Source organism: Myceligenerans cantabricum, from assembly GCF_054777735.1.
The window spans coordinates 805,770-828,846 of record NZ_BAAHAJ010000009.1; the positions used below are offsets into that span (position 1 = coordinate 805,770).

A 23,077-nucleotide genomic window follows, 5' to 3' on the forward strand; every position below is an offset into this window, starting at 1 on the left:
CCCAGGGCGCGCGGCGTCGCCTCCGCCGGGCCGTGATCCGCGGCACCGGACCACGAACTGGCCCGCACGTCCCGGTCGATGGGACAATGACCTGGTGCCTACCGCCCCTGTCACCGCGACGCGCAAGACGCTGAACACCCGACTCCACCGTGCCGGGTACTACCCGCAGCTGGTCTCCGACCTGCTCGAGGTCGCGCTCGCCGGCGAGGACGTGGTGGCGCACCTGGTGCAGGCCGAGACCACGTTCGACTCGGAGGTCCGCCGGCACCTGACGGTCCTGGTGCTCACGCCGACCCGGCTGGTCACCGCGCACGTCGACGACCAGCCGGCCGACGAGGACGACGGCCGTCCCGGCCAGGCCGCGGCCACCACCGAGGCCGTGCCGTTGCAGGAGATCCGCTCGGTCGCACTCACGCACATCATCGGCGAGCCGGAGAAGCACCCCGGCGGCGCGTCCCGGCTGGAGCTGAACCTGGCGATCGGCTGGGGCGGCGCACACCGCATCGAGCTGGAGCCGGCCACGTGCGGCGACGCGAACTGCACCGCGGACCACGGCCTGACGGGCCAGTCGCTGCCGGACGACGTGATCGTGCGGGTGTCGTCGGCGGCCGAGGGCGAGGACGCCGTCCGCGCCGCCACGGAGTTCGCCCAGGCCCTGTCGCGGGCCACCGCCGCGTGAGGCCGCAGACCGACGAGGCCGGGGTGCCGGCACAGGCCGCCCTGCCCGCCGGGCTCGTCGCGCCGTCGTACGACCTGACCGGTCTGGCGGCCGTGCTCCCGGCCGCCGCGGGCGCGCTCGGCCACGAGCTCACGACCGCGACCGGGCTGGACTCGCGCGCGGCGGTCGACGCGCTCGTCGGGGGCGGCGGGTTCGGTGCGGTCACCCGGTGCGTCGTCGTCGTCGTGGACGGGCTCGGGACGCACAACCTCGCCGATCGCGGCGGACACGCCCCCACGATGCGCGGCCTCCTGCCCGAGGCCCGCACCCTCACCTCCAGCTTCCCGAGCACGACGGCGGCCGCCCTGGGCACCCTCGGCACCGGCACCGGGCCGGGCCGCACCGGGCTTCTCGGCTACACCCAGCGCAACCCGGCCACGGGCGGGCTGGCCACGCTCGTGTCCTGGCAGGAGCAGTCCGACCCGTACCGGCGCGGGCCGCGGATGTCGCGGCCGTTCCCCGTCGCGCCGCGCGACCTGCAGCGGGAGCCCACGGTGCTGGAGTCGCTCGTGGCGGGCGGCGTCGGCGTGACGGCGCCGGGGCCGGAGAAGTACCAGGGCTCGGGCATGACGGTGGCGGCGCTGCGCGGTCCGGAGTACGTCGTGACGGGCACGCGCTTCTCCGACGCCGTCGACTCCACCGTGGCCGCCCTGCGCACGCGGGACGGCGCCGAGCGGCGGCTCGTCTACCTGTACCAGGGCGCCGTGGACAAGGCCGGGCACAGGCACGGCTGGACGTCGGCGCAGTGGGGCGACGCGTGCGAGGACACCGACCACGAGCTGCGCCGCCTCCTGCGCAGCGTGCCGCGTGGCACGCTCGTGCTGGTCACGGCGGACCACGGGCAGGTCACCACGGACCCGGCACGGCAGCACGACGTCGCCGCCGACCCCGTGCTGTCCGACGGCGTCGCGCTGCTCGGCGGGGAGCCCCGTGCCCTGCACGTGTACGCGCGCCCGGGCGTCGACCCGGCCGACGTCGCGGCGCGCTGGACGGACCGGCTGGGCGGCGACGCCGTCGTGCGGCTGGGCGGCGACGCGGTCCGCGAGGGCTGGTTCGGTCCGGTGGCCGGCCCCGGTGCGGACCTGCCGGAGCACGTGCGCGACGCCGTGGGTGACGTGGTGGTCGCCGCGACCGGGGGCGAGGACGGGGCGGGGGCCGCGACCGTCGTCGACGCGCGCCTGCACTCGCCGGCGGCGCGCGCCATGCCGGGCGTGCACGGCTCGCTGTCCCCGTACGAGATGCATGTGCCGCTGCTGTCCGCGGTGGCCTGAGACACCGAGGAGCACCGTGGCCGAGCTCGTCTTCTTCACCGGGACCATGGACTCCGGCAAGTCCACCCTCGCCCTGCAGACCGACCACAACTACACGGCGCGCGGGCGGCGCGGACTGATCTTCACGCGCGGGGACCGGGCGGGGGCGGCGCGGCTGTCGAGCCGGCTGGGGCTGGAGGTGAACGCCCGCGAGGTGTTCGACGACACCGATTTCTGGGTCGAGCTCCACGCCGAGCGGCAGGAGGGACGTCCCGTCGACCACGTGGTGTGCGACGAGGCGCAGTTCTACTCGCCGCGGCAGGTGGAGCAGCTCGCGCGGCTGGTCGACGAGACCGAGATCGACGTCTTCGCGTTCGGGATCACCACCGACTTCCGCACCCGCCTGTTCCCGGGGTCCGCGCGCCTGTTCGAGCTGGCCGACCGCATCGAGGTGCTGCAGGTGCAGTCGCTGTGCTGGTGCGGGGCGCGCGCCACGCACAACGCGCGCACGGTCGACGGGATCATGGTCACGGAGGGCGACCAGGTCGTCATCGGCGACACCGCGGACGACGACCACACCGGGGCCGACCGCGCCGCCGGGCCGGGCACCGGCGTCGACGAGGGCACCGGCCCCCGGGGCGACGGCGGCCACGGAGAGCACGACCAGCCGGGAGACCACGGGGACCACGGGGACCACGGGGACCACGAAGGCAGCATCCGGGCGGCGACCGCCGGCTCCGTCGCCTACGAGGTGCTGTGCCGCCGCCACCACATGCGCCGCATGACCGCGAGCACGGCCCGCCGCCGCAGCACCGCCACCGAGTCCCTCTGGGCCTGACCCCACCGTGCTGAGCGTTGTTCAATAGGCTCTCGCGGACCTTTCGGGGACGGATAAACGGATTCGATCCCCTGCTGAAGCTCGCTCAGCAGCGGGTCAGGGGATGAGGCGGGCGGCGATGTCTAGGGTGGGGGTCTCGAAGTGGGAGTCGTCGCGGACCACCTGGGTGCCGCCCAGGTGGCCGAACATGACGCGGCCCTGGGCGGCGTCGCAGCCGTAGGGGTCCGTCACCGAGTTGACGAAGACCAGGTCACGGGCGTTCGCGCGGATCCTGGGCCAGTCGTAGGACTCCTGGAGCACCGGCTCCTCGGACTCGTTCGGCCGCGTGCAGTATCCGGCCACGAGCACCGCCTGGGCGACCGGGCCGTCCAGCCTCTCCAGGAGCGCGAGCAGGAGCGCCGCGCCGCCGGAGTGGCCCACCAGCACGGTCTCCTCGTCGAACGTGTGCGCCGCGAGGACCTCGGGCAGCATCTCCGCGACCGGCTCGATGTTGATGCCGGGATGGTGCGGCACCTCGACGTCGTACCCGCGCGCGGCGAGCCGGTCGCCGAGCCACCGGTACCAGAGCGCCCCGGGTGACGCCCCGGTCCCGTGGAAGATGATGGCGTTGCGTGACATGTCATGCTCCTGCCGCTCGTGACCGCCCGCCGACACGGTCGGCCCGTCCCGCAACCGACCGCCGGCCCGATCCGCCCCGGGAGAACCCCCGGACGTGATGGGTCCCCCGGCAGCGACCCCGGACGTGGTCGGTCTTCTGGTGAGAGATCGGTCGTTCAATGTACCGACCTCTCACCAGAAGACCGACCACACCGCGGAGACGTGGCGCACTACTCCGGGAGGGCTCTGCGGAGGGGGTCCGTGCGGCGGGTCGCCGGGTGGAGGCGGACCGTGGCGTGGAGGACCGACGCGCCCTGTTCCGCGACCGTCACCGGGTACAGCTCGAGCGCGGCCAGCTCCGGGAGGTCGTCCGCCAGGATCGAGACCCTGGCCAACACGTCCTCCAGCGCGGCCACGTCCGCCGCCGGCGCCCCCTGGTAGCCGAACAGCCGCGGCGCGGTCCGCACCCCGCGCACCATCCGCGCGACGTCGACGTCCGTGAGCGGCGGCACCCCGTGCGACACGTCGTCCAGCAGGTCGGTGGCGTCGCCCGCCAGCCCGAACGAGACCACCGGCCCGAACAGCTCGTCCTCCCGGCTCCGGATCACGCACGCGACCCCGGGCGGCGCCATCTGCTGGACCTCCAGCACCGGGTCGACGGCCGGGACGAGCGAGCCGGCGGCGGCCTGCATCCGCGCGGCGTCGGCGCGCAGCTCGGACTCCTCGGCGATGTCGAGCTTCACGCCGCCCAGGTCCGCGCGGTGCCGCAGCGCGGGGGTCGCGATCTTGAGCGCCACCGGCCAGCCCAGCTCGTCGGCGGCGGCCACCGCCTCGTCGGGCGAGGCGACCGTCCGCTTTCCCCAGAGCCCTATCCCGTAGCAGGCGAGCAGCTCGGCGGTGCGGCCGTCGTCGAGCAGCACGGGTGCGGCCGCGCTCTGCCCGGCCGTCCTCTCCCCGGCCGCGCCGTCCCCGAGAGCGCCCTCCACGATCTCCCGCGCCCGGGCGCGGTCCACGCCCTCGGCGCGCACCGGTCCCCCGTGGTCCTGCTGGCGCCATCGCGCATACCGTGCCAGCGCGCCCAGCGCCCACACCGCGTCCTCGGGCGTGGAGAACGCGGGGACCCGTACGTCGCCCGAAGCCAGCACGTCCGGCATCCCGTGCAGCCCGAGCATGCTCGCCACCGTGGTCCGGCCGGTCCGGGCCGCCGCGGCGGCCACCGCGCGCGCGATCCCGTCGGACCGTGGCACGACGACGGGCACGTCGACCACGACGACGACGTCGCAGGCGTCCGGTGCGTAGAGGGTCCCGACCGCGCGCGCGACGTCGTCGTCGGACGCCCCCGGGACCAGCGCGACCGTCTCCGCGACCTCCAGGCCCGCCGCGCCGCACGCCTCCGACACCAGCGTGAGCAGCGTCGGCGACCCCGCCAGGATCCCCACGCGCGACCCGCCGGGCAGCGGCTGGTGCGCCGCGACCTGCGCGACGTCCATGAGCTGGTGGGTGTTCTCCGCCCGGATCACGCCCGACTGCCGCAGCACCTCGTCCAGCATCCGGCGCGGCGCCCGGGTGGCCCGCACGACGTGCCCGGGCGGCACGACGTGTCCCGACCGCCCCGCGACCACCACGACCACCGGCTTGCTCGCCGCGAGCCGGCGCGCGATGCGGGAGAACTTGCGCGGGTTGCCGAGCGTCTCCAGGTAGAGGCAGACCACGCCGGTGCCCGGGTCGTCGTGCCAGTACTGCATCAGGTCGTTGCCGGACACGTCCGCGCGGTGCCCGGCCGACACCAGCGACGACACCCCCAGCCCGCGCCGCATCGCGGTCGCGGCCAGCGTGACCGCCGCCGGGGCCGACTGGCAGAACAGCCCGACCACTCCCCCGGGCGGCGCGTGCTCCGCCAGGGACGCGCGCAGCCGCGCGCCGGGCACGTTGGTGATCAGCCCGTACGACGCCGGGCCGACCACCCGCATCCCCGCCCCGTGCGCGACCCGCAGCAGCTCGCGCTGCCGGGCCAGCCCGTCCTGCCCGGTCTCCGCGTAGCCGCCCGAGAGCACCACGACCCCGCGAGCGCCCCGGACGGCCGCGCGCCGCACGGCCTCGATCGCGCGCCCGGGCGGCGCGGCCACGAGCAGCAGGTCGATGTCGTCGACGTCGTCCCAGCTCGCCGCGCGCACGACGGCCGACGACGGCACCGCCGGCTCGTCGAGGACGCCCAGGACGACGAGCTCGGTGTCGCCGGGGTCGGCGTGGTGGGACGCGACGACCCGGGCCGCCTGGAGAGCCTCCAGCGACCGGTGCGGGTCCGCCCCGCCGTCGTCGTGGCCGAGGGGGCCCGGACCGACGAGCAGGACGCGGCGGGCGCTGAGCAGCCCGGCCATGGAGACGGCCTCGGCGCGGTGCTCGCGGTCGGCCATGACCTCACGGGAGCGGTCGGTGGGGTCGAGGTCGACGCCGACGGTGACGAACCCGTCGTCGAGGTGCTGCTCGGTGACGTACCCGGCCTCGCGGAAGACACCGAGCATGGCGCGGTTCTGGGGCAGGACCTCGGCGACGAAACGGCGGATCCCGCGTTCGCGGGCGGCGTCGGCGATGTGCTCCAGCAACACCGAGCCCAGGCCGCGGCCCTGCACGGAGTCGGCGATGTTGAACGCGACCTCGGCGGTCAGGGGCCCGGGGCCGGGGACGACGTCGAAGCGCGCCACGCCCAGGATCTCCTCGCCGGGCGCGGACGAGGGGTCCGCGCCGGGCGCATCGGCACCGGGCACCTCCCGCACGGAGGCGCCGTCCGGCGTCGCCGCGGGGCGGACCGCGACCAGCGCCGCCCGGCCGACGTGGTCCACCGTGACGAACTGCCGCAGCATCCGCGCCGGGATCTTGTTCAGCGCGGCGAAGAAGCGGTAGTAGGTGGACCGCTCGGACTGGGACATCTGGAACCGCTGCAGCCGGTCGGCGTCGTCGGGCCGGATGGGGCGCAGGTGGGTGGTGCTGCCGTCGCGCAGCACGACGTCGGCCTCCCACTCCACGGGGTACGGTGCGGCTGCCGGGGCCGCCGCGGCGTCGTCGCTCACACGGCCCAGGCTAGCCGCGCGCGCCGGTGCGGGCCCGGCGCCCTCACGTCATCGCGTCATCGCGTCCTCGCGTCCTCGCGGTCGCGCGGTCGCGCGGTCGCGGCCGGCCTGCGCCGGCGAGAGTTCCTGGTACCCGAGCCCACGGGTGCGCGGTGCGTCCGACGTCCGTGTCGGTGAGTCGATGTAGGTTTGGCCCTGTCACGCCGCGCCCCACCCGGGACTGCGCGCGACACGTCCCCGTCCACCCTTCCCGCAGGAGCCCCAGAAGAATGGCTCGTAAGCCGTCGTCCGCCCCGCTCGACGAGAGCGAGATCCACGAGAAGATCGTCGACATCGACGTCTCGGCGGAGATGGAGTCCTCGTTCCTCGAGTACGCGTACTCCGTCATCTACAGTCGTGCCCTCCCGGACGCGCGCGACGGCCTCAAGCCGGTGCAGCGCCGCATCCTCTACATGATGGCCGACATGGGGCTGCGCCCCGACCGCGCCCACGTGAAGTCGTCCCGCGTGGTGGGCGAGGTGATGGGAAAGCTGCACCCGCACGGCGACATGGCGATCTACGACGCGCTGGTGCGCCTCGCGCAGGGCTTCTCGCTGCGGCTGCCGCTGGTCGACGGGCACGGGAACTTCGGTTCGCTCGACGACGGCCCGGCCGCGCCCCGGTACACGGAGGCCCGCCCGGCGGCGTCGGCCACGGCGATGACGGCGGACCTCGACGAGGACGTCGTCGACTTCGTGCCGAACTACGACAACAAGCTCACCCAGCCGGACGTGCTCCCCGCGGCGATCCCGAACCTGCTGGTCAACGGCGCCTCCGGGATCGCTGTCGGCATGGCGACGAACATGCCGCCGCACAACCTCGTCGAGGTGGTGGCCGCCGCGCAGCACCTCCTGAAGAACCCGGACGCCACGCTCGAGGACGTGCAGCGGTTCGTGCCGGGCCCGGACCTGCCCAGCGGCGGCAAGATCGTCGGGCTCGACGGCGTCCGTGACGCCTACCGCACCGGCCGCGGCACGTTCCGCACCCGGGCGACGGCGCGCATCGAGAACGTCACGCCGCGACGCCGCGGCATCGTCGTGACCGAGCTACCGTACGCGGTCGGGCCGGAGAAGGTGATCGAGAAGATCGCCGACGGCGTCAAGGCCAAGAAGATCCAGGGCGTCACCGCCGTGCAGGACCTCACGGACCGCACGCACGGGATGCGGCTGGTCGTCGAGGTGAAGGCGGGCTTCGACCCCGAGGCCGTGCTGGAGCAGCTGTACCGCACGACGCCGCTGGAGGACTCCTTCGGCATCAACAACGTCTCGCTGGTGGACGGGCAGCCGCGCACGCTCGGGCTGCTGGACCTGCTGCGCGTGTGGGTCGAGCACCGCATCGTCGTCGTGCGGCGGCGGTCGGAGTTCCGCCTCATGAAGCGGCAGGAACGCCTGCACCTGGTCGAGGGCCTGCTCGTCGCGATCCTCGACATCGACGAGGTCATCCAGGTGATCCGGACGTCCGACGACGCGTCGATCGCCCGCGAACGCCTGAGGGGCGTGTTCGACCTGTCGGAGGCGCAGGCCGGCTACATCCTCGATCTCCAGCTGCGCCGCCTGACGAAGTTCTCGCGGATCGAGCTGGAGAAGGAGCAGGAGGAGCTGCGGCTCGAGATCGCGAAGCTCGAGGAGATCCTCGGGTCGGAGAGCGTGCTGCGCCGGCTCGTGTCGAAGGAGATGGGCGACGCCGCGAAGACGTACGGCACGCCGCGCCGCACCGTCCTGCTGGACGCCGCGGGCGGGAGCGTCGGGTCCGCCGCCCCGGCCGTGCGCGGCAAGCGGGGCGCGCTGGACGACCTGAACCTGGAGATCGCGGACTCCCCCACCCGGGTGGTGCTGTCCGCGACCGGGCTGCTCGCCAGGCTGACCGACGTCGCGCCCCTGTCCCGCGAGGGCAACCGCGCCGCGCACGACGCGCTGCGCGCCGACTGCGTGGGTACCACCCGCGGCGAGATCGCGCTCGTGACGTCGCACGGACGAGCGGTGCGCGTCCCGGTCGTGGAGCTGCCGACCCTGCCGCCCACGGAGGGCGCGCCGTCGCTGTCCGGCGGGCTGCCCGTCTCGGAGCTCGTGGAGCTCGCCGCCGGTGAGACCGTGCTGGGGCTGCTGCCCCTGACCGAGGACGCGCCGACGCTCGCGCTCGGCACCGCCGCGGGGATCGTCAAGCGGGTGGCGAGCAACGACGTCCCGAAGAGCGGCGACGACTGGACGGTCATCGGCCTGAAGGACGGCGACGAGGTGGTGGGCGCCACGCTCGCCGCCGACGACGACGAGCTGGTGTTCGTCTCGTCCGACTCCTCCCTGCTGCACTTCCCGGCCTCCGTGGTACGCCCGCAGGGCCGGTCCGCCGGCGGCGTCGCGGGCATCAAGCTGGCCGCGGACCAGAAGGTGGTGTTCTTCGGCGCCGTGGCCACGGGGACGGAGGCGTCGGTGGTGACGATCGCCGGGTCCGCGGACGCGCTGCCGGGTGTCGAGGCCGGCATGAGCAAGGTGACGCCGTTCGAGCTGTACCCGGGCAAGGGCCGCGCGACGGGCGGCGTCCGCTCGCAGCGGTTCCTCAAGGGCTTCGACGGGCTCGTCCTGGCCTGGGTGGGCGCGGCCCCGCCGCGCGCGCTGGGCGCGGGCGGCCAGCCGGCGGACCTGCCAGAGGTCGACGCCCGCCGCGACGGATCGGGCGTCCCGCAGGAGACCCCGATCTCCGTCGTGGGCTGACGTGGGCTCCGGTACCCCCACGTCGCCCGCTCGCCGGCGTCCGTCCGTCTGGCCCGATCGTGACGTGATTGACTGCGGCACATGGTGACCGACGAGCTGTACGAGTTCTCCGCCGACACCGCCCGGATCGACCCGGAACGGGTGCACACGCTGCTCGCGGAGCACGCCTACTGGGCCGCCGGCCGGCCCCGCGCGGTGCAGGACGCGGCGATCGCGAACTCGCGCAACTACGGGGCCTACGCGAAGGAGTCGGGCGAGCTCGTCGGCTATGCCCGCGTGGTCACCGACGAGGCCACCTTCGCCTGGCTGGCCGACGTCGTCGTCGACCCCGGTCACCGCCGCCGCGGCCTCGCCCGCCTCCTGGTCGAGGGCATCCTCGCCGACCTGGACCCCATCGGCCTGAAGCGCGTCCTCCTGCGGGCCTCGGACGAGGGCCGCGCCCTCTACGAGGAGCTCGGCTGGACGACGGTACCCAGCCCGCACGAGTGGATGCAGCGCGGCACGGGCTGACAGGCTGCCGGGCCCGCGCCGGCCGGGCGGTACCGGCAGGCAGGCGTCAGCGGTGCGGTGCCACCGCCCGCACCCCGCAGGCCGCCGTCCGCGCCGTCCGCGGGAAGTGAGGTCAGCCTGCCGCGCCTCCGGCCCCGGGCGCCGTCAGGTCCTTGCCGAACCAGCGTTCCGCGTAGGCGGCGTCGTTGTACGGGGCGATCTCCGCGTAGCCGAGGCGGGCGTACAGGGCCCGGGCCTCGACGAGGTCGTGGCGGGTGTCGAGCACGATCCGACTGGCCCCCAGCTCGCGCGCCGCGTCCTCGGCCGCGCCGACCAGGAGCGCCGCTCCCCCGCGGCCGCGGAAGGCCGGCCGCACGTAGACGCGCTTGAGCTCCGCCGTGGTGGTGTCGCGGAGCCGCGCGCCGGCCATGCCGGCCGGGTCGCCGTCGTACCGCGCGACAAGCAGCCCGCCCGACGGCGCCGCGAGCCCGTCGCCGTCGTCGGCCGCGATCTCGCGCTCCAGCTCCGCTGGATCGGTGTCGCGCCCGTGCTCCCGCCGGTACCACCGGTCGCTGACCTCGGTGTAGTAGTCGCGGAACAGCGCGGCGGCGACGGCGGACGTGACGGGCTCCCGCGCCGTCGTCCACGCCCCTCGGCTCGCGCTCATCGCAGGAGCAGCTCGCGCAGCGCTCCGGGGGAGCCGACGACGACGCCCGCGCCCGCCTCCTCCAGCTCGCCCGGCGCGCCGTAGCCCCACGCGGCGCCGATGGTCGGGAGTCCGTTCGCGGAGGCCGCGTGCACGTCGTGCTCGCGGTCGCCGACCATCACGGCCCGGGCGCCGGCCTGGTCCCCGCCGGACTCCGCGAGCGCCCGGGCGACGACCTTCTCCTTGCCCGTGTGGTGTCCCGCGCCCTCCAGGGCGGGGCCGAAGACGGCGTCGATCCCGCCGGTCAGGTACGCGTCCAGGGCGTGACGCTCGACCACGGGGCGCGCCAGGACCTGGGGCTTGGCGGTGGCGACGGCGAGGGACACGCCGGCGTCGCGGAGCGCGGCGAGCAGGTCGGTGACGCCGTCGAACACGCTGTTGTCATGCAGGCCGCCGGCGTCGAGCTCCCGCCGGTAGACGGCGACGACGGCCTCGGCCTGCTCGCCCGCGAGCCCGGTCCGGGCGAGGGAGAGCCCGAGCGGCGGCCCGACGAACGTGCGCAGCTCGGCGTCGCCGGGCACGGGGAGCCCCGTCTCGGCGAAGGCGGTGCGCAGGGAGGCCACGATGCCGGGCGCGGAGTCGATGAGGGTGCCGTCGAGATCGAGGAGCACGTGCGTGGGGCGGTCGGAGGGCAGGGGGATCGTCACGGCACCGAGCGTACGGGCCGTGGGCGGCCGGCCGGGTGATCAGTCCGCGGGAGACGCCTCGGTCCGCTCGTCCGGGGCGAACACGGCGTGCCAGTCGTCCTTCATGCTGACGACCGTCCAGCCCAGGCGCCGCGCCGTGACCGTGACGGGCTCGTCGGACGCGAAGGTCTGCGCCTCGCCGGCGTAGGCGAACTCGCGGTCCGGGTCGTCGTGGTCCAGCAGCAGCGAGAGGTGCGGCCCCTTCGCGGCGGCCGCCCACTCGAGGAGCTCCCGGTCCCCCGCCGAGTTCCCGGCGGCGAGCACCGGGGGCCTGCCGAGCTGGGTCTGGATGTTCGCGACCTTGGCGCTGCCCTCGTTGACGTCGCCGAGCACCCGGGCCGTGCGCCGTGGGACCGGGCGGCCGCGAGCGTCCTCGCCCACCTCGTAGGCGATCATCGTGCCGACCACCCGCTCGGGCGGCACGCCGTACAGCTGCTGGCTGATCGACCGGACGAACTCGGTGCCACCCCCTGTCACGACGCCGACGGTGAAGTCCCGCTCCCGCAGGGCCGCGAGGAGCTCGAGCATCGGGCCGTAGCGGACCGCGGCCAGGGGACGGTCGAGGGTCGGGTGGGTGGCGGAGCGGAGGAACGTGCGGACCTCGCGGGTGAACGCCCGCGGGTCGAGCCCCTGGAACAGGCCGGCGAGCGCCAGCGCCACGCGTTCGAGCCCGATCTCCCCGATCGCCCCGGCGTCGCCTCCGAGGACGGCCCGGAACTCGGCCTCGTCGGCGAGCTCCGGCGCGTCCCGCACCCGCCGCCGCAGGGCGTCGGCGTAGAACTCGTACTGCACGTACGTCGGGCGTTCGCACCACAGGGTGCCGTCGTTGTCGAAGTAGGCGACGCGGTCCTCCGGCGGGATCGACGTCGCGTCCGCGAGGAAGCCGAGCAGGGCGTCCCGGGTCGGCCCGGCCCGCCACGACGGGAGCGCTTCCCCGCGCGAGCCCGTCACGCCCTCCCCGGAGGCGCGGCGGCCGTCGTCGACCACGTCGGGGTCCCGGGCCCCGGGGCGGAGGTCACGGCGGGGCCCGGGGCGGGGCGGGGTGGCGGGGGTCATGGGGCCAGTGCCAGGAGGGTGGCGGTCGGCGGGAGGGTGGGGGGCGTGTCGTTGCGGACGCAGCGGAAGCCGACGTGGCTCATCCCGGTGTCGACCGCCAGCGGGCGACGGGCCGCGGGGCGGTAGCGGAGGCAGTACGTGTCGGCGCAGAGGAAGGACCCGCCCTTGATGACCTTGCGCGGGACGGCGAACTGCGGCTGGCGCGGGTCGCGGCTCGTGCCGGCGTCGCCGCCGCGCGGGTTCACCGGTGCGCAGCACGGTTCGAGAGCGGCGTCGGGGTGCCGGTCGGTCCACCAGTCGCCGGTCCACTCCCACACGTTGCCCGCCATGTCGGACAGGCCGTAGCCGTTCGGCGGGAACGATCCGACGGGCGCGGTGCGCAGCCAGCCCGACTCGCCGGTGGACCGCCACGGGAAGTCCGGCCCGTCCCAGGTGTTCGCCAGGATCTCGCCGTCGGGCCGGGGCTCGTCGCCCCAGGTGAAGGCTGCCTGGTCGAGACCTCCGCGGGCGGCGTGCTCCCACTGGGCCTCGGTGGGCAGGTCGGCGCCGGCCCAGGCGGCGTAGGCCGCGGCGTCCTCGTGGGCCACCTGGACCACGGGGTGGTCCCCGCGGTCGTCGACGCCGGACCCCGGCCCCTCGGGACGACGCCACGACGCGCCCGGGACCCAGGTCCACCACTGGCTGAGGTGGCGCAGGTCGACGGGGCCGGGTGTCGGGGTGAACACCATCGACCCCGGTACGAGGTGCTCGGCGGGCGCGCCCGGGAAGAGCGCCGGGTCCAGCGGCCGCTCGGCCACCGTCACGTAGCCCGTCGTGGTGACGAACACGTCGAACTGCGCGTTCGTCACCGCGTGCCGGTCGATCCGGAACCCGTCGACCCGCACGGGGTGCGCGGGCCCCTCCTCCGGGTAGTGGTCGTCGGAGCCCATCGTGAACAGCCCGCCGTCGAGCCGGACGGTGCCGTCCACGACGCCGTCGGCCCGCGGACCGCCGACGCCGTCGACCCGGGTCGTCATGCGCTCGGCACCCCCGCCTCCAGCTTGGCCATCACCTGGTCGATGCTGAAGGACGACGGCGTCTGGCGGGCGGGGAACTCGAGCAGGGTGGCGAGCATCTTGGCGACGTACGCCTGGGCGGGCACGAGCAGCCAGACGTGGTCCAGCATCCAGTCGAAGTACGTGTTGGACGTGATGTCGGCCCGCTCGAACGGGTCCGTGCGCAGGTTGAAGATCTTCGGGGCGCGCAGCTCCGTGTACGGCTCGATCCAGATGTCGAGCGTTCCCCGTGCCCGCTGCTCGAGGAAGACGACCTTCCAGTTGTCGAACCGCAGCGCGGTGAGATCGCCGTCGTCGGACACGTAGAAGAAGTGCCGGCGCGGCGACTCGCCGGCCGCGCCCGTGAGGTAGGCGAGCTGGTCGTAGCCGTCCAGGTGGACCTTGTACCGCTTCCCGGCGAGCTCCGTGCCCGCCCGCAGCTTCTCCGCGACGGCGGGCTCACCCGCCGCCGACAGCAGCGTCACGAACCAGTCGTCGTGGCTGACGATCCCGTTCAGCACCGTTCCCGCGGGGATCCGGCCCGGCCAGCGCACCATCGCCGGGACGCGGTACGCGCCCTCCCAGTTGGAGTTCTTCTCGTTGCGGAACGGGGTCATCCCGGCGTCCGGCCAGCTGTTCATGTGCGGGCCGTTGTCCGTGGAGTACATGACGATCGTGTTCTCGGCGACGCCGAGCCGGTCCAGCTCGTCGAGCAGGCTGCCCACGATCTCGTCGTGGTCGAGCATCGTGTCGTGGTACTCGGACTGCCAGCGACCGGCCCGCCCCTTGCTCTCCGGCTTGCCGTGGGTGCGGAAGTGCATGTGCGTCGAGTTGAACCACAGGAAGAACGGCTGGTCGTCGGCGCTCTTGTCGCGCATGAACCCGAGGGCCGCGTCCCGGAACTCCTCGTCGACCGTCCGCATCCGCTCGCGGGTCAGCGGGCCGGTGTCCTCGACGCGCTGGGTGCCGTCCTCGTTCGCCCAGGCGTGCAGCACGCCGCGGGGCCCGAACCGCCGGCGGAAGCCGGGGAAGTCCTCGGGCGTCGGGTAGTCGTCGAGCTCCGGCTCCTCCTCGGCGTTGAGGTGGTACAGGTTGCCGAAGAACTCGTCGAAGCCGTGCATGGTCGGCAGGTGCTCGTCCCGGTCCCCCAGGTGGTTCTTGCCGAACTGGCCCGTCGCGTAGCCCTGCTCCCGCAGCGCCGTCGCGATCGTCGGGTCCTCGGCCTGCAGCCCCAGCTCCGCGCCGGGCATACCGACCTTCGTGAGACCGGTCCGGTACGGGTTCTGCCCGGTGATGAACGCCGCACGGCCCGCGGTGCAGCTCTGCTCCCCGTAGTAGTCGGTGAAACGCGCGCCCTCGGTGGCGATCCGGTCGATGTTCTCCGTGCGGTATCCCATCACGCCGTCGGAGTAGGCGCTGATGTTGGTGATCCCGATGTCGTCACCCCAGATGACGAGGATGTTCGGCTGGTCGGCCACGATGTCTCCTTCGGTCCGAGGTCGCCGCCCGCGGCGGCGGGCGCGGGGCGGCGCCCGCCGCCGCGGGCGCGACGTCCGTGCTCCATGGTCGGCAGGACGAGCGGAGACGGGCTTCCCCCAGAACGGGTGAGCCCGCCCCGTCGGGGCGTAAAGTCACGGATGTGACTCTCAAGATCGGCTACAAGGCATCTGCAGAACAGTTCGGGCCCCGTGACCTCGTGGACTTCACGGTGCTCGCCGAGGAGACCGGCCTGGACAGCGCATGGGTCTCGGACCACTTCCTGCCCTGGCGCGCCAAGGGCGGCCACGCCCCGTCGGCCCTGGCCTGGCTCGGTGCGGCCGGTGAGCGGACCGAGCGGATCACGCTCGGCACGAGCGTGATGACGCCCACCTTCCGGTACAACCCGGCGGTGGTCGCGCAGACGTTCGCCACGCTCGCGCTGCTCACGGAGGGCCGCGTGATCCTCGGCGTGGGTTCGGGCGAGGCGCTCAACGAGATCGCGGTGAGCGGGCGCGAGTGGCCCGAGTTCAAGGAGCGGTTCGCGCGGCTGCGCGAGGCGGTCACGCTGATGCGCCGCCTGTGGACCGAGGAGTCCGTGGACCACGACGGCGACTACTACCAGCTCGTGGGCGCCACGATCTACGACCGGCCCGAGAACCCGGTACCGGTGTACGTCGCGGCGGGCGGCCCGATGGTCGCCCGGTACGCGGGCCGCGCGGGCGACGGGTTCATCTGCACGTCCGGCAAGGGCATGGAGCTGTACACGGAGAAGCTCCTGCCCGGCGTCGCGGAGGGCGCGGCGAAGGCCGAGCGCGACCCGGCCGGGATCGACAAGGTGCTGGAGCTGAAGATCTCCTACGACCGCGACCCGGCCGCGGCGCGCGAGAACACCCGGTTCTGGGCTCCACTGTCGCTCACGCCGGAGCAGAAGCACAGCGTGACGTCGGCGCAGGAGATGGAGCAGCTCGCGGACGAGCTGCCGATCGAGCAGATCGCCAAGCGCTGGATCGTCGCCTCGGAGCCGGAGGAGGCGGTCGCGATGATCCAGCCGTACGTCGACGCCGGCCTGAACCACCTCGTGGTGCACGGTCCGGGCGGCGACCAGCGCCGCTTCCTGACCCAGTTCGGCGAGGACGTCCTCCCGCTGCTCAAGCGGCTCTGAACCGGCGGGCGTCCCCGCGCCCGTCCTCAGGCGTCAGGTCACGGCGCCTGCCGGACCCGGTGCGCGCCGCCCGGACCTCCGCCCCCACCCGCACGGCCGTGCTCGGCCGACGGCAGCTCCAGGGTGGCGGTGAGGCCGCCGCCCTCGGCGTTCGGGCGGAGCGTCAGCGCACCGTCGTGGGCCGCGGCGGCCGACACGATCGCCGGCCCGAGCCCGTGCCCGGACCCGCGGGTCAGCGCGCGGCCGGTGCCGCGCACGAACGGCTCGGCGAGCGAGTCGACGCACGACGACGGCACCGGGTGGTACGACTTCGTCGACTTCGAGATCGTCTGGGAGATCCTCACCGATGATCTCCCCGTCGTCGCGGATCGCGTACGGGACCTGCCGGGCCCCGCGCTACAGATCGATCCACGCCATGCGTGAGCCGAGCTCCTTCTCGTAGCCGAGGGCCGCGTACAGGCCCACGGCGCCCGTGGGGTTGGCGGTGTCGACGTCGAGCGCGGCGTACTCCATGCCGTCGTCGGCCATCGCGCGCATCGCGGCGGTCACGACCGCCGGCGCCAGGCCGCGGCCCCGGTAGGCGCGGCGCACGCCGATGTTCGCGGAGTACCCGAACGTGAACCCGCGCACCTCGAAGTCCTCCGGGTACCTGGCCGCGATCTGGTACGCCACGACGAGCGCCTCTCCCGCGCGCAGCGCCGCCGCCGTGTCCTCGTCGGTGTCCGGGGACGCGAGCAGGGCCGGGACGTCGGGCTCGTCGTCGACCACCACGTGCGTCCACCGCGGCTCGAACATCGTGCGCTGACCCGTCCACTGCTCCCGGGTGGTCGGCTGGCTGCCCCAGTGGTCGCGGAAGGCGTCGTTGCGCGCGAGGCGCGTCGCCTCGTCGAGCTCGGCCGTCCACGGGAGCAGCCGCAGCGTGCTGCCCGACGGCGGCGCGGCCGGCGACGGGACCGGCGCCGACAGGTCGCGGCGCAGCGACGAGTAGTACCGCATCACCACGAACCCCGCCCGCTCGTAGAAGTGATACGTCGACGCCGGCGCGTCGTCCTCCCAGAACACCCGGAACGACGCCGGGACGCGCACGTCCGCGAGCGGGCACGCCGCCAGCTTCTGCCGCCCGCGCGCCAGCTGCCAGGCCATCAGCTCGCGCCCGATCCCCTCGCCCCGTCGTTGCGGATGGACCCCGCCGGAGAGGTGGACACGGGCCTCCGTCGTGTCGCCGGGCGGGACGTCGACCTCCGCGCAGGCGCGGAGGACGCCGCCGGAGGCGTCCCGTACCCGGCCACCGTCGTCGTCCTCGTCCGGAACGCCGTGGTCCCCCGCAGCCTCGAACCCGAGGAGGAAGTCCGCGTCGAGGTCGCGGTGCGGCGCGGCGAGGTCCTCCTCGATCTCGGCGAGCGACCAGCGGAAGGACGCGCCGTCGGCCACGGCGATGTCGTTCAGGAGCCCGCGGATCGCGGCCGCGTCCTCGCGGCGGGCGCCACGCCAGGTCAGCCCGCCGGCCGTGATCCGGGGCAGCGCCCCGGGCGCGGCGGCCCGCTGCGCGACGGTCTCCGAGGGCACGGCGGGGCGGGGGGCTTCGGGCACGAAGGCGTCGGCAGCGCTCATGCTCTCCACGGTAGACGGGCCGGCGGGGCCGGTCACCGGAATTTGGTCCGGTACGGCGGCCCCGCCGGAGGCCCCGCGGCTCCGCGGCCGGCCCGGCCGCCGGCGGCACGGGCGGACTCTGCCCGGAGCGCCGCCGGCCGCCGCCGTCAGGCGGCGGCGGTGACGCCGTCAGGCGGCGGCGGTGACGCCGTCGAGCAGCGCGACCTCCTCGTCCGACAGCCGGATGGCGCCGGCCGCGACGTTCTCCTCCAGGTGGGCGACGTTCCCCGTGCCGGGGATGGCCAGCACGTGCTCGCCGCGGTGCAGCGTCCAGGCGAGGCGGACCTGCGTGGGCGTCGCGTCGTGCGCCTCGGCGACCGTGGCGATCGCTGCCGTGCCCGTCGCGTCCGGCTCGCCGGGGAAGGCACCGGGGACCCCTGCGCCCATGGCGAAGAACGGGACGAAGGCGACACCGTGCTCGCGGGTCAGGGCGACCAGGTCGTCGTCCGCGCGCTCGGTCAGGCCGTACCGGTTCTGCACGGCGACGACGGGCGTGACCTCCAGGGCCTCCGTGAGCTGCTCCGCGGAGACGTTGGAGATGCCCACGTTCCGCAGGAGGCCCGCCTCGCGCAGCTCGACCAGGGCGCCCAGGTGCTCGGCCACGGACCCGGACTCCTTGCCGAGCCCCGAGCCCCAGCGCAGGTTCACGACGTCGAGGTGGTCGGCGCCGAGCTCGCGGAGGTTCTGCTCCACCTGGGTGCGCAGCTGGTCCGGCCGGGCGTAGGGCGCGAACTCGCCGTGGCCGTCTCGGGACGGGCCGACCTTCGTGGCGAGCACGAGCTCGTCCGGGTAGGGGTACAGGGCGGTGGAGATCAGCTCGTTGGCCGAGCGCGTGGGCAGGAAGTAGAAGGCGGCGGTGTCGATGTGGTTGACGCCGAGCTCGACGGCGCGGCGCAGGACCGTGACGGACGTGTCCCGGTCGCGGGGCGCGGGGTCCCACGGCATGCCGGTCAGGCGCATCGCGCCGAAGCCGATCCGGTTGACGGTGCGGTCGCCGAGCCGCCAGGTGCCGGCGGCCTCGGCGGTGGGTGCGGGTGTGGTGCGGGCGGGGTGCTCGATGGTCATGACCTCAGCCTGGAACGCGGCCCGACGGAATCTCTCCGGCTGGCAGCTTGTTGCCACGACCGGCAGGGCCACCCCGGGCGAGAGGAGAGTGGACACCATGCCGACCCGTACCCCGACCACCGACACGGTCACCGTCGTGCGCGGCGAGGAAGAGGTGTTCCGCCGCACGGCGCACCTGTTCGCGGCCGCCAGCGAGATCACCTGCGCGGCGAACCGGCTCGCGAGCTGGGGGCTGCACGCCGGCCCGGGCACCGCGGCGGTCCCGCGCCAGCCCAGCCACGACGCCCGCGCCCGGAAGATGTTCCGCACCGGCATGCTCCTCGAGCCCGCATGGGCCGGGCGCCTGGCAGCGGTCAACGAGCATTCCGGCGTGGACGTCCGCGTCACCACCCAGGAGCTGAACGAGACGATCATCCTCGACGGCCGCGTCGCGATCCTGGCCGGCGACCAGAGGACGGGTGAGCGCACCTACAGCATCATCACCCGCCGGGAGACGGTGCAGGCGGTGAGCTCGCTGTTCGAGGCCGCCTGGCAGTCGGCCACCGACCTGGCGGTGCACGACACCGAGGTGGCCGAGGTCCGCCTGCTCGCACCCCAGGTGCTGGACCTGCTCGGCCAGGGCGTCAAGGACGAGACCGCCGCCCGGGAGCTCGGCCTGAGCGTGCGCACCTACCGCCGCCGCGTCGCCGAGCTCATGGCCGCCCTGGGCGCCGGGTCCCGCTTCCAGGCGGGCGTCCGGGCCCGCGAGCTCGGGCTGGTCTAGGACGGGCGCACGTCCGGACCCGGTCGGACGCTGCGGTCCCAGACCGCGAGCGACCCCGCCCCCCGTGGAGCGGCGCGGGCTACGCTGCGAAGCGTGACCTCTCCCTCCATCTCCCCGGCACCGCCCATGCCCGAGCGGGCCGCCGCCCTGCTCGACGCGATGCGTACCCGCGTGGTCGTGGCCGACGGCGCGATGGGCACCATGATCCAGCAGGCCAACCCCACCCTGGCGGACTACCAGGACATGGAGGGCTGCAACGAGATCCTCACGGTCACCCGCCCGGACCTGATCTCGGGTATCCACGACGCCTTCCTCGAGGTGGGCGTGGACGCGATCGAGAGCAACACGTTCGGCGCCAACTGGTCCAACCTGTCGGACTACGGCATCGACGACCGCATCCGCGAGCTGGCCCGCGAGGGCGCGGCCCTGGCCCGCGCGAGCGCCGACGCCCACACGACGCCCGACCGTCCGCGCTGGGTGCTGGGCTCGATGGGCCCGGGCACGAAGCTGCCCAGCCTGGGCCACACCACCTACGCGCACCTGCGCGACACGTTCGCCGAGCAGGCGGCGGGCCTCATCGAGGGCGGCGCGGACGCGATCCTCGTGGAGACGAGCCAGGACCTGCTCCAGACGAAGGCGGCGGTCTCGGGCTCGCGGCAAGGGATGGCCGACGTCGGCCGGAGCGTCCCGATCCTCGCGTCGGTCACGGTGGAGACCACGGGCACGATGCTCATGGGCTCCGAGATCGGCGCGGCCCTGACCACCCTCCAGGCGGTCGGCGTGGACGCGATCGGCCTGAACTGCGCCACCGGCCCGGACCAGATGAGCGAGCACCTGCGCCACCTGGCCCGCCACGCGGAGATGCCGGTCATGTGCCAGCCGAACGCGGGGCTGCCGGTGCTCGGGGCGAACGGCGCGTCGTACCCCCTCACGCCCGACGAGCTGGCCGCCGCGCACGAACAGTTCACCCGCGAGTTCGGGCTGGGCCTGGTGGGCGGCTGCTGCGGCACGACGCCGGAGCACCTGCGCCAGGTGGTCGACGTCGTGCGCGGCAACGCCCTGCCGGACCGCCGGCCGGAGCGGGAGAACGGCGTCGCCTCCCTCTACTCGCACACCGACCTGCACCAGGACGCCTCCTTCCTGGCCATCGGAGAGCGCACCAACGCGAACGGCTCCAAGGCGTTCCGGACCGCGATGCTGGAGTCCCGCTGGGACGACGTCGTGGACATCGCCCGCGCCCAGACCCGCGACGGCGCGCACCTGCTGGACGTGTGCGTCGACTACGTCGGGCGCGACGGGGTCGACGACGTGCGCGAGGTGGTCTCGCGCCTGGCGAGCGCGTCGACGCTGCCGCTGGTCATCGACTCGACGGAGCCCGAGGTGATCCGCGCCGGGCTGGAGCTGCTCGGCGGGCGCGGCGTCGTGAACTCGGTGAACTTCGAGGACGGGGACGGCCCGTCGTCGCGCTTCGGCCGCATCATGCCGGCGGTGGCGGAGCACGGGGCCGCCGTCGTCGCGCTCACGATCGACGAGGAGGGGCAGGCACGGACGGCCGACGGCAAGGTAGCGATCGCGACCCGCCTCGTCGAGACCCTCACGAAGGACTGGGGCCTGCGCGTCGACGACATCATCGTGGACTGCCTCACCTTCCCCGTCGCGACCGGGCAGGAGGAGACCCGCCGCGACGCGATCGAGACGATCGAGGCGATCCGCGAGATCACCCGCCGCTACCCCGGCCTGCACACCACGCTGGGCGTGTCGAACGTGTCGTTCGGGCTGAATCCGGCCGCGCGCACGGTGCTCAACTCGGTGTTCCTGCACGAGGCCACCGAGGCCGGCCTGGACAGCGCGATCGTGCACGCGGCGAAGATCCTGCCGCTGGCCTCCATCCCGGACGAGCAGCGTCAGGTGGCGCTGGACCTGGTGTGGGACCGGCGCACGTACGACGACGCCGGCGAGCTGACCTACGACCCGCTGGCCCGCCTGCTGGAGCTGTTCGAGGGCGTCGACACCGCCGCCATGCGCGACGCGCGCGCCGCGGAGCTCGCCGCCCTCCCCGTGGGTGAGCGGCTGGCCCGCCGCATCATCGACGGCAACCGCAAGGGTCTGGACGACGACGTCGAGCAGGCCCTCGGAGATGGGATGAAGGCGCTGGACATCGTCAACGACCACCTGCTGGAAGGCATGAAGGTGGTGGGCGAGCTGTTCGGCAAGGGCGAGATGCAGCTCCCGTTCGTCCTGCAGAGCGCGGAGGTGATGAAGACCGCCGTGGCGCTGCTGGAGCCGCACATGGAACGGGTCGAGGGCGAGTCCGGGTCCAAGGGCACGATCGTGCTGGCGACCGTGCGCGGCGACGTGCACGACATCGGCAAGAACCTGGTGGACATCATCCTCACCAACAACGGCTACACGGTGGTGAACATCGGCATCAAGCAGCCGATCTCCGCGATGATCGAGGCCGCCGAGGAGCACGGCGCCGACGTGATCGGCATGTCCGGCCTGCTGGTGAAGTCGACCGTGGTGATGAAGGAGAACCTGGAGGAGCTGTCCTCGCGCGGGATGGCGAAGCGGTGGCCGATCCTGCTGGGCGGGGCGGCGCTCACGCGGACGTACGTCGAGGACGACCTCGCCGGTATGTTCGACGGGACGGTGCGGTACGCCCGCGACGCGTTCGAAGGGCTGCGGCTCATGGAGCCGCTGGTCAAGGTGGCACGCGGGGCGTCGGTGGACGAGGTCGGGCTGCCGGCGCTGCGGACGCGGCGGCACAACGTGGTCAAGGTGACCGAGACGGCGGTGGAGGACCTGCCGGAGCGGTCCGACGTCGCGACGGACAATCCCGTGCCGGAGCCGCCGTTCTGGGGGACACGGATCGTCAAGGGGCTGCAGCTCGCGGACTACGCGGCGTTCCTCGACGAGCGCGCCACGTTCATGGGGCAGTGGGGGCTGAAGCCGGGGCGCGGCTCAGGCGGCGCGAACGGTCCGGGCGGCGCGGGCGGGACGACGGCGGACCTGGCGCCGGCCACGTCCTCGGCGTCGTACGAGGAGCTCGTCGAGACCGAGGGCCGGCCGCGGTTGAAGGAGTGGCTGGACCGGATCCGCACGGAGTCGATCCTGGACCCGACCGTGGTCTACGGGTACTTCCCGGTGTGGTCGGATGGGGACGACGTCGTCGTCGCGCACCACGGGCCCGGTCTGGCCGGACTGACGGCGCCCGACGGCGGGTCCGGCGGCGAGCCGGGCACCGAACGGCTGCGGTTCACCTTCCCCCGGCAGCGCCGCGACCGGCACCTGTGCCTGGCGGACTTCATCAAGCCGCGCTCCTGGGTCGAAGAGACCGGGAAGTACGACGTGCTGCCCGTGCAGCTCGTCACCGTGGGCGACTCCGTGGCCGCGCACACCGCGAAGCTGTTCGAGGGGAGCCACTACCGCGAGTACATGGAGCTGCACGGCCTGTCGGTCCAGCTCACCGAGGCGCTGGCGGAGTTCTGGCACGCGCGGGTGCGCGGCGAGCTCGGGTTCGCCGACGAGGAGCCGAGTGACGTGGAGGGGATGTTCAAGCTGGAGTACCGCGGGGCGCGGATGTCGCTCGGATACCCGGCGTGCCCGGAGATGGAGGACCGGCACAAGATCATGGAGCTGCTGCGGGCCGAGCGGGTGGGGGTGGAGCTCAGTGATGAGCTGCAGCTGCATCCGGAGCAGAGCACGGATGCGCTCGTGTTTCATCATCCGGAGTGCAAGTACTTCTCGGTGTGACTTCCGGGGGCGTCGG

General features: G+C 74.0%; 18 protein-coding genes. 8 read left to right on the forward strand and 10 right to left on the reverse strand.

Annotated elements, in window-relative coordinates:
* Positions 1–94: 94 nt before the first annotated feature.
* The 3 genes from ACYU96_RS12815 to ACYU96_RS12825 are packed head-to-tail and all read left to right on the forward strand — an operon-like array spanning position 95 to position 2,806.
* Entirely contained in the window at positions 95–679 is a 585-nt protein-coding gene (locus ACYU96_RS12815; RefSeq protein ID WP_460753836.1) for a DUF5998 family protein, read from the forward strand.
* Complete coding sequence (locus ACYU96_RS12820) at positions 676–1,989, forward strand: alkaline phosphatase family protein (RefSeq protein WP_460753839.1); 1,314 nt, start codon at positions 676–678, stop codon at positions 1,987–1,989. The genes ACYU96_RS12815 and ACYU96_RS12820 overlap by 4 nt, the downstream gene beginning before the upstream one ends.
* Before the next feature lie 16 nt (positions 1,990–2,005).
* Entirely contained in the window at positions 2,006–2,806 is an 801-nt protein-coding gene (locus ACYU96_RS12825) for a thymidine kinase (protein ID WP_460753841.1), read from the forward strand.
* Between the two features lie 96 nt (positions 2,807–2,902).
* Here ACYU96_RS12825 and ACYU96_RS12830 read toward each other — a convergent pair whose 3' ends face one another.
* Together ACYU96_RS12830 and ACYU96_RS12835 are read right to left on the reverse strand one after the other, a co-directional pair.
* Positions 2,903–3,424 carry an alpha/beta fold hydrolase gene (locus tag ACYU96_RS12830; protein ID WP_460753844.1) on the reverse strand — a complete coding sequence of 174 codons (522 nt, stop codon included), beginning with the start codon at positions 3,422–3,424 and terminating at the stop codon, positions 2,903–2,905.
* Positions 3,425–3,633: 209 nt separating this feature from the next.
* On the reverse strand, positions 3,634–6,480 hold the full coding sequence (locus ACYU96_RS12835) for a GNAT family N-acetyltransferase (RefSeq protein WP_460754638.1): 2,847 nt from the start codon (positions 6,478–6,480) through the stop codon (positions 3,634–3,636).
* A gap of 260 nt (positions 6,481–6,740) precedes the next feature.
* Between ACYU96_RS12835 and ACYU96_RS12840 the strand changes: the two genes are divergently transcribed.
* Together ACYU96_RS12840 and ACYU96_RS12845 are read left to right on the forward strand one after the other, a co-directional pair.
* The gene (locus ACYU96_RS12840) at positions 6,741–9,218 is read left to right on the forward strand and encodes a DNA gyrase/topoisomerase IV subunit A (RefSeq protein ID WP_460753847.1); all 2,478 of its coding nucleotides are present in this window, start codon (positions 6,741–6,743) and stop codon (positions 9,216–9,218) included.
* Between the two features lie 81 nt (positions 9,219–9,299).
* A complete protein-coding gene (locus ACYU96_RS12845) occupies positions 9,300–9,728 on the forward strand; it encodes a GNAT family N-acetyltransferase (RefSeq protein WP_460753850.1) in 429 nt (142 codons plus the stop codon).
* 112 nt (positions 9,729–9,840) lie between these two features.
* On the opposite strand, the gene ACYU96_RS12850 is transcribed toward ACYU96_RS12845, so the two are convergent.
* From ACYU96_RS12850 to ACYU96_RS12870, 5 genes are read right to left on the reverse strand one after another with little or no spacing between them, the layout of a single operon-like run.
* The gene (locus tag ACYU96_RS12850) at positions 9,841–10,374 is read right to left on the reverse strand and encodes a GNAT family N-acetyltransferase (RefSeq protein WP_460753853.1); all 534 of its coding nucleotides are present in this window, start codon (positions 10,372–10,374) and stop codon (positions 9,841–9,843) included.
* Positions 10,371–11,060 (reverse strand): HAD hydrolase-like protein, encoded by a 690-nt coding sequence (locus tag ACYU96_RS12855; protein WP_460753856.1) that lies wholly within the window; start codon positions 11,058–11,060, stop codon positions 10,371–10,373. The genes ACYU96_RS12850 and ACYU96_RS12855 overlap by 4 nt, the downstream gene beginning before the upstream one ends.
* Positions 11,061–11,099: 39 nt before the next feature.
* Positions 11,100–12,155 (reverse strand): haloacid dehalogenase-like hydrolase, encoded by a 1,056-nt coding sequence (locus ACYU96_RS12860; RefSeq protein WP_460753859.1) that lies wholly within the window; start codon positions 12,153–12,155, stop codon positions 11,100–11,102.
* Complete coding sequence (locus ACYU96_RS12865; protein ID WP_460753861.1) at positions 12,152–13,171, reverse strand: formylglycine-generating enzyme family protein; 1,020 nt, start codon at positions 13,169–13,171, stop codon at positions 12,152–12,154. Before ACYU96_RS12865 ends, ACYU96_RS12860 begins: the two co-directional genes overlap by 4 nt.
* Positions 13,168–14,667: an arylsulfatase gene (locus ACYU96_RS12870; protein WP_460753864.1), complete on the reverse strand. Its 1,500-nt coding sequence runs from the start codon at positions 14,665–14,667 to the stop codon at positions 13,168–13,170. Before ACYU96_RS12870 ends, ACYU96_RS12865 begins: the two co-directional genes overlap by 4 nt.
* 161 nt (positions 14,668–14,828) lie before the next feature.
* Between ACYU96_RS12870 and fgd the strand changes: the two genes are divergently transcribed.
* Positions 14,829–15,830, forward strand: a complete 1,002-nt coding sequence (gene fgd, locus ACYU96_RS12875) for a glucose-6-phosphate dehydrogenase (coenzyme-F420) (RefSeq protein WP_460753866.1) — start codon at positions 14,829–14,831, stop codon at positions 15,828–15,830.
* A 38-nt stretch (positions 15,831–15,868) separates the two neighbouring features.
* Here fgd and ACYU96_RS12880 read toward each other — a convergent pair whose 3' ends face one another.
* The 3 genes from ACYU96_RS12880 to ACYU96_RS12890 form a co-directional block, all read right to left on the reverse strand.
* Entirely contained in the window at positions 15,869–16,174 is a 306-nt protein-coding gene (locus ACYU96_RS12880; protein ID WP_460753869.1) for an ATP-binding protein, read from the reverse strand.
* Positions 16,175–16,226: 52 nt separating this feature from the next.
* A complete protein-coding gene (locus ACYU96_RS12885; protein WP_460753872.1) occupies positions 16,227–17,441 on the reverse strand; it encodes a GNAT family N-acetyltransferase in 1,215 nt (404 codons plus the stop codon).
* A gap of 168 nt (positions 17,442–17,609) precedes the next feature.
* Positions 17,610–18,545 (reverse strand): oxidoreductase, encoded by a 936-nt coding sequence (locus ACYU96_RS12890; protein ID WP_460753875.1) that lies wholly within the window; start codon positions 18,543–18,545, stop codon positions 17,610–17,612.
* 97 nt (positions 18,546–18,642) lie between these two features.
* On the opposite strand from ACYU96_RS12890, the gene ACYU96_RS12895 reads away from it, so the two are divergent.
* Both ACYU96_RS12895 and metH read left to right on the forward strand, forming a co-directional pair.
* Positions 18,643–19,308 carry a helix-turn-helix transcriptional regulator gene (locus ACYU96_RS12895; protein ID WP_460753877.1) on the forward strand — a complete coding sequence of 222 codons (666 nt, stop codon included), beginning with the start codon at positions 18,643–18,645 and terminating at the stop codon, positions 19,306–19,308.
* A gap of 126 nt (positions 19,309–19,434) precedes the next feature.
* A complete protein-coding gene (gene metH, locus ACYU96_RS12900) occupies positions 19,435–23,061 on the forward strand; it encodes a methionine synthase (protein WP_460754641.1) in 3,627 nt (1,208 codons plus the stop codon).
* Positions 23,062–23,077: the final 16 nt, after the last annotated feature.